Origin of the sequence: Nocardia carnea, from assembly GCF_029869215.1 — a bacterium.
Taxonomy (GTDB): domain Bacteria; phylum Actinomycetota; class Actinomycetes; order Mycobacteriales; family Mycobacteriaceae; genus Nocardia; species Nocardia carnea_B.
The window spans coordinates 14,312-28,902 of sequence record NZ_JARWPM010000134.1; the positions used below are offsets into that span (position 1 = coordinate 14,312).

The 14,591-nt window shown below is 69.9% G+C and carries 13 protein-coding genes; 6 read left to right on the top strand and 7 right to left on the bottom strand.

The annotated features are described in order from the left end of the window. The first annotated feature begins 228 nt into the window (after positions 1 to 228). The 4 genes from mscL (at position 229) to QH276_RS08680 (ending at position 3,749) form a co-directional block, all read left to right on the top strand. Positions 229 to 693: a large conductance mechanosensitive channel protein MscL gene (gene mscL / locus QH276_RS08665; RefSeq protein WP_280397513.1), complete on the top strand. Its 465-nt coding sequence runs from the start codon at positions 229 to 231 to the stop codon at positions 691 to 693. A gap of 93 nt (positions 694 to 786) precedes the next feature. Next, positions 787 to 1,602, top strand: coding sequence for an ABC transporter ATP-binding protein (locus tag QH276_RS08670; protein WP_280397514.1), 816 nt, complete (start codon positions 787 to 789; stop codon positions 1,600 to 1,602). Continuing rightward, positions 1,599 to 2,618, top strand: coding sequence for an aliphatic sulfonate ABC transporter substrate-binding protein (locus tag QH276_RS08675; RefSeq protein ID WP_280397515.1), 1,020 nt, complete (start codon positions 1,599 to 1,601; stop codon positions 2,616 to 2,618). Before QH276_RS08670 ends, QH276_RS08675 begins: the two co-directional genes overlap by 4 nt. Before the next feature lie 450 nt (positions 2,619 to 3,068). After that, positions 3,069 to 3,749, top strand: a complete 681-nt coding sequence (locus tag QH276_RS08680; RefSeq protein ID WP_280397516.1) for an ABC transporter permease — start codon at positions 3,069 to 3,071, stop codon at positions 3,747 to 3,749. A gap of 76 nt (positions 3,750 to 3,825) precedes the next feature. On the opposite strand, the gene QH276_RS08685 is transcribed toward QH276_RS08680, so the two are convergent. The 4 genes from QH276_RS08685 to pheS form a co-directional block, all read right to left on the bottom strand. Further along, complete coding sequence (locus tag QH276_RS08685; protein WP_280397517.1) at positions 3,826 to 4,869, bottom strand: hypothetical protein; 1,044 nt, start codon at positions 4,867 to 4,869, stop codon at positions 3,826 to 3,828. Positions 4,870 to 5,306: 437 nt separating this feature from the next. Next, positions 5,307 to 5,783, bottom strand: coding sequence for a hypothetical protein (locus QH276_RS08690; protein ID WP_280397518.1), 477 nt, complete (start codon positions 5,781 to 5,783; stop codon positions 5,307 to 5,309). 112 nt (positions 5,784 to 5,895) lie between these two features. Then, positions 5,896 to 8,397: a phenylalanine--tRNA ligase subunit beta gene (gene pheT, locus QH276_RS08695; RefSeq protein WP_280397519.1), complete on the bottom strand. Its 2,502-nt coding sequence runs from the start codon at positions 8,395 to 8,397 to the stop codon at positions 5,896 to 5,898. A 30-nt stretch (positions 8,398 to 8,427) separates the two neighbouring features. Beyond that, the gene (gene pheS, locus QH276_RS08700) at positions 8,428 to 9,501 is read right to left on the bottom strand and encodes a phenylalanine--tRNA ligase subunit alpha (protein ID WP_280397520.1); all 1,074 of its coding nucleotides are present in this window, start codon (positions 9,499 to 9,501) and stop codon (positions 8,428 to 8,430) included. A gap of 170 nt (positions 9,502 to 9,671) precedes the next feature. Between pheS and QH276_RS08705 the strand changes: the two genes are divergently transcribed. After that, complete coding sequence (locus QH276_RS08705) at positions 9,672 to 10,964, top strand: glycosyltransferase 87 family protein (protein WP_280397521.1); 1,293 nt, start codon at positions 9,672 to 9,674, stop codon at positions 10,962 to 10,964. A gap of 65 nt (positions 10,965 to 11,029) precedes the next feature. Here QH276_RS08705 and QH276_RS08710 read toward each other — a convergent pair whose 3' ends face one another. Further along, the gene (locus QH276_RS08710; protein ID WP_280397522.1) at positions 11,030 to 12,469 is read right to left on the bottom strand and encodes an MFS transporter; all 1,440 of its coding nucleotides are present in this window, start codon (positions 12,467 to 12,469) and stop codon (positions 11,030 to 11,032) included. A 95-nt stretch (positions 12,470 to 12,564) separates the two neighbouring features. Between QH276_RS08710 and QH276_RS08715 the strand changes: the two genes are divergently transcribed. Beyond that, positions 12,565 to 13,131, top strand: coding sequence for a TetR/AcrR family transcriptional regulator (locus QH276_RS08715; RefSeq protein ID WP_280397523.1), 567 nt, complete (start codon positions 12,565 to 12,567; stop codon positions 13,129 to 13,131). Between the two features lie 76 nt (positions 13,132 to 13,207). Here the strand turns inward: QH276_RS08715 and QH276_RS08720 are convergent, their stop codons facing one another. Both QH276_RS08720 and QH276_RS08725 read right to left on the bottom strand, forming a co-directional pair. Further along, positions 13,208 to 14,038 carry a TrmH family RNA methyltransferase gene (locus QH276_RS08720; RefSeq protein WP_280397524.1) on the bottom strand — a complete coding sequence of 277 codons (831 nt, stop codon included), beginning with the start codon at positions 14,036 to 14,038 and terminating at the stop codon, positions 13,208 to 13,210. A 51-nt stretch (positions 14,039 to 14,089) separates the two neighbouring features. Continuing rightward, a partial coding sequence (locus tag QH276_RS08725; RefSeq protein ID WP_280406686.1) for a CPBP family intramembrane glutamic endopeptidase occupies positions 14,090 to 14,591 on the bottom strand: 502 nt, incomplete at its 5' end.

The window sequence follows — 14,591 nt, forward strand, 5'->3', positions numbered from 1 at the left end:
CCATCCGGACCGGTGCCGCAGCAGGCCGGCAGACGCCGGCCCGGTGACACCGCGGGACCCGGACGGCCGTCCGGTCCCGATGAACCACGGCATATCGCATACGCACCGGCCCGCCCGGTTTGCGCAGCGTGTGCTCGGCTGCCACTATCACCTGCCGTACGGTGCCGGGCCTCGCAACCGGCCACCGGCCTGGTGAGGTACAGCAGCGTTCGATACGGAGTTGGGTGGATGCTCAAGGGTTTCAAAGACTTTCTGATGCGCGGCAACGTGGTCGATCTCGCCGTCGCCGTGGTGATGGGTACCGCGTTCACCGCGATCGTCAGCTCGGTGACCAAGGGTGTGCTGGAACCCCTGCTGGCCGTGCTGGGCGGCAGCAGCCAGCTCGGTTTCGGGGTCACCCTGATCGCCGGTAAACCGGCGACCTTCATCGCGCTGGGGCCGATCATCAGCGCCGCGATCAATTTCGTGATGGTCGCGGCGGTGCTGTACTTCGCGCTCATCCTGCCGATGAAAACGGTGCAGAAACGGTACCTGGCACGCAAGGGCGCCGAGACCGAGAAACCGGTACCGACCGATATCGACCTGCTGATCGAGATCCGCGATCTGCTGGCCGAGCGGGCGGCCGCGGAGCACCACAGGTCCGGGGACGGCGATTCCGGAAAGTCCGAGCGGGTGTCCGCACCCTCGGCATAAGAGCCGAAGCATCCGGCGGCTCGCGCGTCGCCGGTTCGGATCACGTGTGGTAAAACCCTGTCCCCCGGCGGAAACCGCACATATTTTCCCCGGGTGACCACGACCCTGCACCCCGCCGCACTCACCGTGCGCGGGGTTCGCCGCAGTTTCGCCGCGGCCACCGTACTGCGCGGTATCGATCTCGATATCGCGCCCGGGGAGATCGTGGCTCTGCTCGGCGCCTCCGGCTCCGGGAAGTCGACGCTGCTGCGGCTGCTCGCCGGCCTCGACCTGCCCTCGGCCGGGACGGTTGCCATCGACGACCGGCCGGTGACCGGCGTGGATCCGCGGTGCGCGGTGGTGTTCCAGGAACCGCGGCTGCTGCCGTGGCGCGATCTCGCCGGCAATGTATCGCTGGGCCTGCCCGCCGGTACGGGCCGCTCCGCCGGGGCGCGGGCGGTGCGCGAGCTGCTGGATCTCGTGGGGCTCACCGGCTATGCGGACTACCGGCCGCGCCGGGTCTCGGGCGGGATGGCGCAGCGCGCGGCGCTGGCCCGGGCACTCGTCCGCCGCCCCGGGGTGCTGTTGCTGGACGAACCCTTCGCGGCGCTGGACGCCCTGAACCGGCTGAAGATGCAGAACCTGCTGATCGAGGTCCATCGCGAGATGGCCACCACGGTCGTGCTGGTCACCCACGATATCGACGAAGCGCTGGTGCTCGCCGACCGCATCGTTCTCCTCGAGACCGGAAGCGGGGGCGGCTCCGCGATCGGGGCAGTGTTCGAAGTGCCGGGGTCCCGGCCCCGGGACCGCACCGCCTCAGCGCTCGGCGCGCTACGCGCCACCCTGCTCGACCAGCTCGGCGTACCCGAGCCCGGCGCGGCGGTCACCGCCACCGCCGACCGTCCCGTAAAGGAGCCAGCCCGATGAGAGTGCGTCCGTTACGTCTCCGGCCCGGTGGGCCGGCGTCCCGGAGGTTCGGGACCGCGCTGGTGGCGGTGGTCGCCGCTGTCGCCGCCCTGACCTCGGGTTGTGTGCAGGGCGAGGGCGGCGGCGAGGCGGACGGATCGGATATCCGGCTCGACTACGCCTACTACAACCCGCTCAGCCTGGTGGTCCGCGATCAGAAGCTGCTGGAGAACGCGGGCCACAGCGTCACCTGGATCCTGTCCGCCGGTAGCAACAAGGCGAACGAGAATCTGCGCGCCGAGGCCATCGATATCGGGTCCACCGCCGGCTCGGCGGCGCTGCTGGCGCGCGCCAACAACACCCCGATCAAAGTGGTGTCGCTCTACAGCAAACCGGAATGGGCGGCGCTGGTCGTTCCCCAGGATTCGGCGGTCCGGTCGGTAGCGCAGTTGCGGGGGCAGAAGATCGCCGCCACCAAAGGCACCGATCCCTACTTCTTCCTGCTGCAGGCGCTCGGCACCGCGGGACTCACCGGCAAAGACGTCGATATCGTCAATATCCAGCATGCCGACGGCAAAACGGCCCTGGAACGCGGGTCGGTGGCGGCTTGGGCGGGGCTCGATCCGCATATGGCCCAGAGCCGGCAAGAGGGGAAATCGCGCCTGGTCTACCGCAATCCCGATTTCAACACCTACGGCACGCTGAACGCCCGGGAAGATTTCCTGACCGAACACCCCGACCGGGCACAGGCCGTGGTCGATGCCTATGAGCAGGCGCGGGTCTGGGCGCTCGCGCATCCGGCGGAACTGGCCGCGCTACTGGCCCGGGAGGCGGGAATCACCCCGCAGATCGCCGCCGAACAAGTGGAACGCACGGTGCTCGACAACGATCCGGTGCCGGGCCCGGAGCTGCACGCGGTACTCGCCCGGGTGATCCCGATCATCGTCGCCGACGGCAGTGTGCGGTCGCAGCAGGACGCCACCGCGGCGCTGGAATCGCTGTTCGATCCCCAGTTCGCCACCAAGGCGACCGTGTGAGCACCACCCGGCCCGAGATTGCCCCGGGTCAGCCCGGCACCACCCCGGCACAGCCCCAGCACAGCCCGACGACACCGCCCCCGCACGGCACGACGACACCGCCTCGGCCCAGACCGACACCGCGCCGGCTGAGCATGACACCGCTCAGGATCACCCTGATAAGGCTCCCGCTGAGCATGACACGGCTCCGGCCCAGCCCGACGCCGCCTCGGCTCGACCCGGAATCGCCTCGGCCCAGCACGATATCGCCTCGGATTTGCACCTCACCACGTCCGCCCGGGGTGTGCCGGATCCGGGCCGTTCGAACCTGGCCCGGCCCGGCGCAGATCGCGTTCGGGAAGTTCCCGGCCCGGCCGAAGGCGGCACGACGGCGGGCCCCGCGAGCGGGCGTGGCGGCGGATCGGTCTCGGCCTGATCGTCCCGCTCGCGCTGGTCGGGTTGTGGCAGGCGGTGACGGCCGCGGGCCTGTACTCCCCGTCCCAGCTGCCGCCACCCGCGGAGGTCGTCTCGGCGGCCGCGGACCTGTTGGCGGACGGCGCGCTGTGGAACCACCTGGCCATCAGCGTGCAGCGGGAAGTGATCGGATATCTCGTCGGCGCCGCGGCGGCGCTGGCGCTCGGTGCGGTGATCGGCCTGTCCGATCTCGCCCGGCGCCTGCTCGCGCCGACGGTGGAGGTGCTGCGCACAGTACCGTCGCTGGCCTGGGTGCCACTGTTGCTGTTGTGGCTGGGTATCGGGGAGCAGCCGAAGATCGTGCTGGTCGCGATCGGGGCGTTCTTCCCGGTCTACACCACCACCGCATCGGCGCTGGCCCAGGTGGATCCGCATCTGCTCGAGGTGGGCCGCGCCTACGGCCTGCGCGGCACCGCCCTGCTGACCCGGATCATGCTGCCCGCCGCCGCCCCGTCCGTCCTCAACGGTTTACGGCTGGGACTGGTCAACGGCTGGCTGTTCCTGGTCGCGGCCGAACTCATCGCGTCGTCGAAAGGGCTCGGTTTCCTGCTCATCGACAGCCAGAACACCGGCCGCACCGACATCATGCTGCTGGCCATCGTGCTGCTCGCCGCGCTCGGCAAGCTCAGCGATATCGCCTTCGGCGCCGTGGAACGGGCCGTTATAGCGCGGCGGTGAGCACCACACCGCGGCGAGCCGCGCAGCACCACACCGCGGCGAGCCGCAACGACCACAGCGGACGCGCGAGCGGCCCTCAGCCCGCCGGTGTGAGGATCTTCAGGATTTCGTCGGAGTAGTAGAACGGTTCCAGGCGTTCCCGGATCAGCCGCTCCAGCACACCGTCGCGTTCGGCGGCCGCGACCACGGCGGGGCCGTAGCGCAGGATCTCGGCGACGATGTCCTCGCCGGTCAGGCCCAGTTCGTCGAGTACCTCGGTCAGGGTGTGGTCCCGGTACTTCTCGTGGAAAACCTGGACACATTCGTCGACCAGCAGGCCGAAGTACTCCTTCTCCCGGGTGGTGACCGCGATGCGGTAGCAGAGCCGGACGAGTTCGTTGAGGTCCTGTTTGGTCAGGTATTCGCGCAGGCCGCTGATCGGTTCGTCGGCATGCAGATCCCAGAATTCCATCGTGGCGTCGTGTACGGGGGCGTCGCGCAACATCTCACGGATGGCGTTGTTGGTGCGTTTGAGCGCGTACATGGCGCCCTTCCCCGCGATATCGCCGAGGATGGAGTTGCTCTCGGCGACCTTACGCGCCCGGTCCGCGGCGGATTGCCCGATCGACATCAAAGTCCCCATCCCGGGGATCTTCTCCGCGCGCTGCCGATTGGCCTCCACGAAATCGCCGACCAATTTGTCCACGAACTTGGAGGCGACCGTGGCCACCAGCGGACTGTCGGTGAGCCGTTCCAGCACCCGCTCCTGGGTCTGGTGCATATCGACGATCTTCTGCAGCAGCGCCTCGACGGGTTCGCGTTCGATCAGCTCACCCAGTGTGTGGTCCTCGTTGGCGGCGATACTGTCGTAGATCGCGTCGGCGAACACCCCGGTCATCTCGGCGAGCACGGCACTGCCGCCGACCTTGTCGACCACGGTGGCCACGGTGGTTTCGAGCTGTTCCACCTCCACCACATCGCCGGCGCGCACGGTGCCCGCCACCTCGAGAACGGCCGCCACATCCCGGGCGACGACTTCGGCGAACCGGTCTCCGCTCACCTCGTCGAGCAGCCACCGCACCTGTGCGTCGAGAAGGCGGCCGGCGAGAACGCGGGCGGTCGCGTCGGCAGTTTCTTTCACCGGTTCTCCTTCGGAACGAGTGCATGCGGTCGGTGGAGACCGGTGTGATGGCGGAGGTATCGCCGCACGATGTCCTTTTCTCCACGGATACCGCCCGCTTCGGCCGGGATCATCGATCGGTGACGGCCGCGCGGGCGATCGGGCGTGACGACCCTATACCGGACCGAGGCACCGGCGACATACTTGTCTGAGACGGATCGGCACCGCGCGGGCACAGCCACCCCGGTTTCCGGGACCACCGGCGGCACCACCCGCGTGACCTGCGGGTATACCGGGATACCGCGATGGCGCGATAGCGCTTCGACTGTTCCGTGGGCAGAATCACACCCGCGCGGGCAAGGCCCCCCACACCACGATCGGCGGCCGCGGCATACTGCGCGCGCCGGCGAACACACCGCGGAAGGCTCGATCGATCGGACCGCGGCCGGGGTCACGACCTAGCGGTTGTCTCCGTCGTGCAGCGAGGTCCGGATCTGTTCCAGGCGTTCCCGCGCCGCTTGTTCGCGCGCTTCCCATTGTTCTTCGAGGCCGCGGCCGGCCGGGGTCTGCCGGTCGAGTTCCCGGGCCCCGAACGCGGTCCCGATCCGGCGCTCGACCTTCTCCCGCATGGACTCGAAGGTCGGCATACCGCCGCCGGTGTAGCCGGAAGCCGGGCCGCCGGTTCCGGCACCGAGGCCGCCGGACGGTGCCGACCCCACTCCACCGGCAGGTTGCAGACCCGACGGCACAGCGCCGGTGGACCCCGGCCCGGCCTGACCGGTCTCCGACAGCAGCCTGGTCGCGACTTCGTACAGGGGACCCAGTTTTTCCCGGCCCGCCGTGGCGACGACCAGCACGGCCAGAAGCTGTTCGTCGGGCAGGGCCGCCAACCGCGCGGCGAGCGCGCCCGGATCGCCTGCGTTCGGTTCACTCATGCGACCAGCCTACGACTTCCGGCCCGCCCGTTCGGACGGACCGGAACTCTGTTGCCCGCGACGGTAGCTCGCGGGTATGCCGCGCACGGCCGGGCGGTGACGGCGGGTGCGCTCAGGAGCGGATCACCGCGCCCACCGCGGCCGCGGCGGCCGCCACCGCGGCGTCGCGCGCGGCACTGGCTTCGTCCTCGGTGAGGGTGCGGTCGGCGGCGCGGAAACGCAGCGCGTAGGTAAAGGATTTCCGGCCCTCGCCCGCCTGCGCCCCCTCGTACACGTCGAACAGCGCCAGCTCCTCGAGCAGGTCACCGCCCCCGGACCGCAGCGCGGTTTCCACCGCCGCCGCCGGAACCTCGGCCGGCACACTCACCGAAACGTCCTGTAGCACCGCCGGGAACGGGGAGATGGCCGGGGCCGGCCGGGATTCGCTCAGCGGGAGCGCGTCCAAGTCGAGTTCCAGCGCGCAGGTGCGCGGCGGCAGACCGGACCGTTCCAGCACGCCGGGATGCAGTTCGCCCGCATAGCCGACGACCGTATCGCCGACCACCAGTTCCGCACACCGGCCCGGATGCCAGGGCAGGTATTTCCCGGGCCGCCGTTCGATCCGGATACCGGCGGCTTCGGCGATCACATCCGCGAGCGCGAAGGCGTCGGCGGCCTCGGCGGCCCGGCCCGGACCCCACGGGCCACGCGGTTCGCGGCGGCCGGTCAGCACCAGGGCCACATGCTGCGGTTGCGCGGGCAGCGAATCCAGGAGTTCGCCGATCTCGGTATCGCTGGGGCGCCGGTCCACCGGAAGCGGCGCCACCGGCTTGGTCGCCGGCCCGGGCAGCACCACCTGGGCGATCCCGTACAGCGCGAGATCGCGGGCGCCGCGCGAGATATTGCGGGCCGCGACCTCCAGCAGCCCCGGCAACAGGGTGGTGGCGAGTTCGGCGCGTTCGACATCCAGCGGGTTGAGCACCCGGGTGGTCGTACGGCGCGGATCGTCGGCTTCCAGGCCCCAGGTGTCGAACACTCCCGCGGGCAGGAACACCGGCGGCGGCACCTCGACACAGCCGGCGAAGGCCAGCGCCCGGCTCACCGCGCGGCGTCGGCGCTGTACCGCGGTCAGGCCGCGCCCGGCCGGCGCCTGCGGCAGGACCAGCGGGATCTGCTCGAGCCCCTCGAGCCGCAGTACTTCTTCCACCAGATCGGCGGGCTGCGCGAGATCGGGGCGCCAGGTCGGCGGGGTCACCACCAGCTGACCGTGGCCGCTGGTCTCGTCGACATCGACCTCCACCTGGCAGCCGATCTGGGTGAGCCGGCGCGCGGAGGTGCCCGGGGCGTAGTGCACACCGGCCACCCGATCGGGCAGATCGATATCCATCCGGATCGGTGCGACCGGGTCGAGTTCGATGCGGATATCGGTGAGCGTGGGCTCCACCGTGCCGCCGGCGATTTCGGCGAGCAGGGTCGCGGCGCGGTCCAGCGCGGCCAGGTTGACTTCCGGGTCCACCACCCGCTCGTAACGTTTACTCGCCTCCGACACCAGCTTGTGCCGGCGCGCGGTGCGATAGATGAGCAGCGAATCCCAGGTCGCGGCCTCGAGGACCACATCGGTGGTCTCGGTGCCCACCTCGGTGGACGCGCCGCCCATCACCCCGGCCAGTGAGACCACGCCGGTGTTGTCGGCGATCACCACGTCTTCGGCGTCGAGTTCGCGTTCGGTGTCGTCCAGCGTGCGCAGAGTTTCACCGGTGCGCGCCCGCCGCACCACCAGCCCGCCGCTGAGTTTCGCGGCGTCGAACGCGTGCAGCGGTTGGCCCAGTTCGAGCATGACGTAGTTGGTCACATCGACCGCGGGCGAGATCGGCCGGACCCCCGACAGCAGCAGCCGCCGCTGCAGCCACCACGGGCTCACCGCCTTCGGGTCGATACCGGTCACCCGGCGCACCCCGAAGCGCGTGCAGCGCGATTCCGCTTCCACCCGCACCGGCCACGCCTCGGGGCCCTCGGGCAGGGTGCGGACGGCGGGGTCGGCGTATTCGAGGTCGAATCCGCAGGCGAGTTCGCGGGCCAGTCCGCGCACCGAGAAGCAGTATCCGCGGTCGGGGGTGATGTTCAGTTCGATGACGGTATCGCCGAGGCCGAGCAGTTCGTTGGCGTCGGTACCGGGTTCGGCGGTGCCGGGTTCCAGCACGAGGATGCCGGAATGGTCCTTGCCGATCCCGAGTTCGGCGACCGAACAGATCATGCCGTTGGAGATATGGCCATAGGTCTTACGTGAGGAGATGGCGAAGCCGCCCGGCAGCACACCGCCGGGCAGCACCACGACCACCAGATCGCCGACCGCGAAATTGGTCGCCCCGCAGACGATCTCCTGCAGTGCTTCCGCCCCGATATCGACCTTGCAGAAGCGGATGGGTTTTTTGAACTCGGTGAGTTCGGTGATCTCGGCCACCCGTCCCACCACCAGCGGGCGCTCGATCTCACCGCCCACGCGTTCGAGCCGGTCGACCTCTTCGACCTCGAGCCCGACCCGGACGAATCCGGCGTCGAGTTCTTCCGGCGTGACCTCCCAGTCCGGGACGGTGCGGCGGATCGTTTCGGTCAGCCAGGACTGCGCTACTCGCACTGTGGGTGTTCGCTCTCTCGCTCGGAAGAATCAGGACCGGATACCGAAGGGCAGGGTGAACCGCACATCACCCTCGACGATGTCGCGCATATCGGGGATGCCGTTGCGGAACTGCAGCGTGCGCTCCAGGCCCATCCCGAACGCGAAACCGCTGTACTCGTCGGGGTCGATACCGCTGGCGATCAGCACCTTGGGATTGACCATCCCGCAGCCACCCCATTCGACCCAGCCGGCACCGCCCTTCTTGTCCGGGAACCAGACGTCGACCTCGGCGGAGGGCTCGGTGAACGGGAAGTAGTTGGGCCGGATCCGGGTGGTGGTGTCGGGGCCGAACAGCGCCCGCGCGAACGCGTCGAGCGTGCCGCGCAGATGCGCCATGGTCAGGCCCTTATCGATGGCCAGGCCCTCGACCTGGGAGAACACCGGGGTATGGGTGGCGTCCAGTTCGTCGGTGCGGAAGGTCCGGCCCGGGCACACCACGTAGATGGGCAACTCGCGTTCGAGCATCGAGCGCACCTGCACCGGCGAGGTGTGGGTGCGCAGCACCTGCCGCGAGCCGGCCGGCGCGATATGGAAAGTGTCCTGCATGGTGCGCGCGGGGTGATCCGGGAGGAAGTTCAGCGCATCGAAGTTGAAATGCTCGGTCTCCACCTCCGGGCCCTCGGCGACCTCCCAGCCCATCGCGACGAACACATCGGCCACCTGCTCGGAGATCACGGTGATCGGATGCCGGGCGCCGACCGGCCCGCGGTTCGCCGGGAGGGTGACATCGATCGCCTCGGCCACCAGCACCGCCGCGTCCCGTTCGGCGATCAGTGCCTGCTGCCGTTCCTCGAACGCCCGCGAGACCCGGCCGCGCGCCACATTGACCCGTTTACCGGCGTCCGCCTTCTCCGATTTCGGCAGCCCGCCCAGCGACCGCTGCGCCAGCGCGATCGGCGATTTGGCGCCCATATGCTCGGTTTTCGCAGTGGCGAGCGCATCCAGGTCGGCGGCGGCCGCGAAGGCTTTCTCGGCGGCCGCGGCCGCGGCGGCCAAGGCCTCCTCGGTGAGCGCGGATTCCTGCCCGCCGGTCGCTATGCCTGCGTCGGTGTCGTCGGCCACGGTCTACTCGTCTCTCCCCTAGGCATCTGTGAGCGGGCCCCGGTAGGCTCCGGCGCCCGTATTGCTGCTGGTGGAATCGTATTCGATGGCCTACGGCCGGTTCACCCCGATATCCCCCGCCGCTCACTGCCGGAGTGCGGCGACACCTCGAACCGGTAAAGTCCCTCCCGATGACGAACGCCCCGACCCGTACCGAGACGCTCGCCGGACGCGCCCGCCAACAGGCGATCTGGTTGTTACCGCTCCTGGCGGTGGTCGTGACGTGGGTACTGATGTCCCGGCCGATCGAACCGTTCCGCGCGATCAGCGGCGAATACATCGACCTCGAGGTGTACCGGCTCGGGGTCGAACAGTGGCGTTCCGGCGGTGACCTCTACGGCCACCTGCCGGAGACGGCCGCCGATATCAGTCTGCCGTTCATCTATCCGCCGTTCGCGGCGCTGGCGCTCGGCGTCTACGCGCTGCTGCCGTGGGCGACCGCCGTGATCGCCTATCTCGCGGTCTCGGTGGGCGCGCTGGCCCTCACGCTCTACCTGGTGGCCCGGCAACTGTGGCCCCGCCAGGACCAGCGCAAACTCGCGGTCGTAGTCTGCGCGACCGCCACCCCGCTGGCCCTGCTGCTGGAGCCCATCTGGTCGACCCTGGACTTCGGCCAGGTCAACCTGATCCTGATGGGCCTGGTGGCCGCCGACTGCCTGACCCGCACGCCCCGCTGGCCGCGCGGCATGCTCCTCGGTATCGCGGCGGCGATCAAACTGACCCCCGCCGCGTTCGTCCTGTTCTTCCTGATCCGCAAGGACTACAAGGCCGCCGTGACGGCCGCCGTGAGCGGGGCGGTGGCCACGGTCATCGGTTTCGCGGTGATGCCCGACGAATCGGTGCGGTACTGGTTCGGCGGCTTCGGCAATGTCGGCGGGCTGAGCGGGTCGGAATTCCAGACCAACCAGTCCGTCCAGGCCGTTCTGGCCCGGTTCGGGGTCACCGGCACCCCGGCCACCGCCTTGTGGCTGCTGGCGGCGGCCGCGCTGGTCGCGCTGGCCGTGGTCGCCATCCGGCGGACCGGGACACCACCGATGATCGCGCTGGCGGTCAACGCGGTGGTCGCGCTGCTCGTCTCGCCCATCTCCTGGTCGCACCACTGGGTGTGGGTGGCGCCGGCGCTGCTGGCGATGGCGGGCTACGCCACCACCCTGCCGTGGCCTCGCGCGGCGGGCTGGTACGCCGCGGTGGCGGCCACGGCCGTGGTCTTCGTCCGTGCCGAGCACAGCGACCTGCCCGGTAACGACGGCCGGGAACTGGACTGGTCGGCGTGGGAACAGGTGATCGGCAACGGGTACGTCTGGTTCAGCGTGCTGTTGGTCGTGCTGTACGCGACCGCCGCCGGCCGCCGGCCGCGCAGCACGCCGCCGCGTGCCACTCCCGCCGATTCGGGCGACGCCCTGGTCACGGTCCGCAAAGGCTGATCGGCGGCCGCCCCGGCACCGGTTCTCGGTACCCGCACGCGCCGCCGATCGCCCGATATACCGCGTTATCCGGTACGCACGCGGCCGGGCAGCAGGGCCGCGGCCAGTGCTCCGGCCGCCACGATCGCCGACCCGGCCCATACCGCGGGCACCAGTCCGTCGACGTAGCTCTGCGGGTCGGTGTAGGCACCGTAGGAGGCGAAGACCGAGGCCAGGACCGCGATCCCCATGGCCACGCCGACCTCACGCACCGTGTTGTTGGTTCCCGAGGCCACCGAACGATCGGCTTCCGGTACGGCGGCCATCACCACGGTCGCCAGCGGCGCGAAGGTGAGGCCCATACCGATTCCGGCGAGCAGCAGCGGGGCGACGAAGGAGCCGTAGGCCAGCTCGACCGTGGTGACCGCCGCTATCCAGGCGAGCGCCGCAGCGAGCAGCACCTGACCGGTGACGAGCAGGATCCGCGCGCCGATCCGGTCGATCACCAGCCCGGCGAGCGGTGCCACCACCATCGGCGCCATGGTCCACGGCATGGTGCGGATACCGGATTCCAGCGGGCTGTAGCCCTGCACCACCTGGAAGTACTGGGCGAGCAGGAAGATCGAGCCGAACACCCCCACGGAGAACGCGAAGGCCACCATATTCGCGACACCGAACGCCCGCACCCCGAACAGGCGCGGCGCCAGCATGGGCGCGGCCGCCCGGTGTTCCCAGCCGATCAGCGCGGCCAGTAGCACCGCCCCGCCGATCAGCGCGGTGAGCACACCGCCCGATGTCCACCCGTCGTCGGCGCCGTGCACGATCCCCCAGACGATGGCGACCACACCGCCCGAGGCCAGGATCAAGCCGAGTGGGTCCAGCCGGCCCGCTCCGCCGCGCGCATCCCGCAAGGCCCAGACCACCAGCGGCAACACCAGAATCCCGATCGGCACATTCACCCAGAAGATCCACTGCCAGCTCAGACCGTCGACGACCGCGCCGCCGAGTAACGGCCCCAGCGCGACCCCCAGACCGGAGATCCCGCCCCAGATCCCGATGGCCGCGCTGCGCAGCCGTTCCGGCACCGCATCCGAAAGCAGGGTCAGCGACAGCGGCATCACCGCCGCGCCGCCGAGCCCCTGCACCACCCGGGCGGCGATGAGCATCGCCGGATCGGTCGCCAGCGCACAGGCGGCGGAGGCGAGGGTGAACACCGCGATTCCGCCGAGGAAGATCCGCCGGCGGCCCAGCCGATCGCCGAGCGCGGAGGCGGTGAGCAGCAGCGCGGCGAACGACAGCGTGTAGGCGTTCACGAACCACTGCAGATCACTGAGCGAGGCGCCCAGTTCGGTGCGGATCACCGGCAGTGCGTTCGTGACCACCAGATTGTCCAGCGTGACCATGAACATCGGGATGCCGACCGCCGCGAGCACCGCGGCCAACGGCCGGCGCCGGTCCGGTTCGATGACGGTCACCGCGCCCGGTTCGAGCCTCTTTCCCCGCGTTGACGTCAGCGTTTCAGTCATGTTCGTCCTTAGTTGTAATTGACTGATAACTAGCGGCTTCTACGCTATGCATCGGCTGATAACATGTCAACAGCCGAGCGACAACGAGGAGGACCATGCCGGAGACGAGCAGGACCAGGATGACCGCCGAGGAACGCGGCGCCCAGGTATTGGACGCGGCGGTCACCGCCTTCGCCGAAACCGGGTACGCGGCCACCCGCACCGACGAGATCGCTCGGCGCGCGGGAGTCTCCCAGCCGTACGTCATCCGCCTCTTCGGCTCCAAACAACGTCTTTTCCTGGCCGCGGTCGGCAAGGTCTCCGATCGCATCGAGGAGGTGTTCACCGGCGCCGCCGCGGGCGCCGACCCGGCCGAACCGCTCGGCGCGCTCTCCGAGGCCTACGAGCAATTCCTGGCGGAACGCGATCTCCTGCTGGTGCTACTGCACGCGTTCGCCGCGGCGGGCGACCCCGATATCGGCCCGGTCGTCCGCGACCGCTACGGCCGCATCTTCCGCCTGATCCGCGACCTCACCGGCGCCTCGGTCGCCGATACCCGGCGCTTCCTCTCGACCGGCATGCTGCTCACCGTGATGGCGGCGCTCCGGGTCACCGGACCGGAAGCCATCGCCGCCGACTGGGCCGAAGAGATACTCACCGATCTCTACCGAAACGGCATGTGACCACCCGTCGCGCCGGCCCCGACGCCGGGCACTGCCGCGTGCGGGGAGCCGAACGAGCCGACGGCCGGAGCCCGGTTCAACGGCCCGCGTACCGCACCCGGGAATTCGCGTACAGGCAGATCGCGGCGGCGGTGGCGAGATTCAGGCTTTCGGCCCGGCCCCGGATCGGGATACGTAGCCGGTGCCGGGACCGGCGCGCGACCGCAGGGTCGAGACCGTGGGCCTCGTTACCGAACAACCAGGCGACGGGCCCGGTGAACAGCTCGTCGGCGTCGTCCAGGTCGAGTTCACCGTCGGCCGCGGTGGCCACCGTGGCGATTCCGGCGGCCTCGATCCGGTCGAGTACCGCGTGGGTGTCGCGGTCCCGGGCGATCGGGACATGGAAGAGACTGCCCGCGCACGAGCGCACGCATTTCCCGTTGTGCGGGTCGACACTGTCCCCGGCCAGTACCACCGCGTCCGCGCCCACCGCGTCGACCACCCGGATGAGAGTGCCCGCGTTCCCCGGGTCCGCCATACCGACCGGCACCGCGAGTATCCGCGGCGGCGCGGCACCGGGCGCAGCAGGGAGAATCCGATCGAGCGGGATATCGACGAGATCGCAGACCGCGACCAGGCCGGGTGGTGTGACCGTCTCCCCCAGCGCCTGCGCGGCCCGATCGGTGACCAGCGTCGTGCGCACACCCGCGGCCGCGGCCCCGGCGATCAGCGCATGTTCACGCGCGGCCCCCTCGGCGGAATAGAAGAGTTCGCGGACCCGTCCGGTATCGAGCGCCGCCCCCACGGAATTGGCGCCTTCCGCCAGGAACCGCCCCGCTTTCTTGCGCGCCGCGCCCCGATGCAACTTCGCGGCGGCGACGACACGGGTATTGCGCCAGTCGATCGCTTCTTCCTGTTGACCACGCACCCGTAGATCGTAGTGCCGGTGGCGAACAGCGCCGCGAATGCGTGAACCCGCCTACGCCGGCAGGCGCGGCCTCGGCCGGAACTCCGATCTGCCACCGGCGACAGCGGCCGGGCCGGGTACGGCGGCTCCGTGGTAGAAGTACGTGCCCAGGCCGACGGTGAAGACGAGGATGCCGTACAGCGAATGTTCGGCCGAAGCCGCGAACAACGAATTCGTCCGCTGGTAGCGCAGGGCGAAAATCGCACCGCCCGCGGTGCTGAGCACGACCGAGATCCAGCTGCCGAAAATGATGTGCACATACCCGAACGCGGCGGCACTGGCCGCCACCAACGCCCGCCCGTTACCGAACGCGGGCGCGTACCGGTGGAACAAGAACGACCGGAAGATCAACTCCTGCGGATACACGCTCAGCACCGGGTACAGCACCATGACCGCCAGCCACAGCCCGGGATGGCGGCGGGGCAGATCGAACAGGTTCTCCCGCCGCGTCACCGCGACGCCCGCCGGGGGGGGCCCCCCCCCCCACCCCCCCCCCCCCCCCCCCCCACCACCC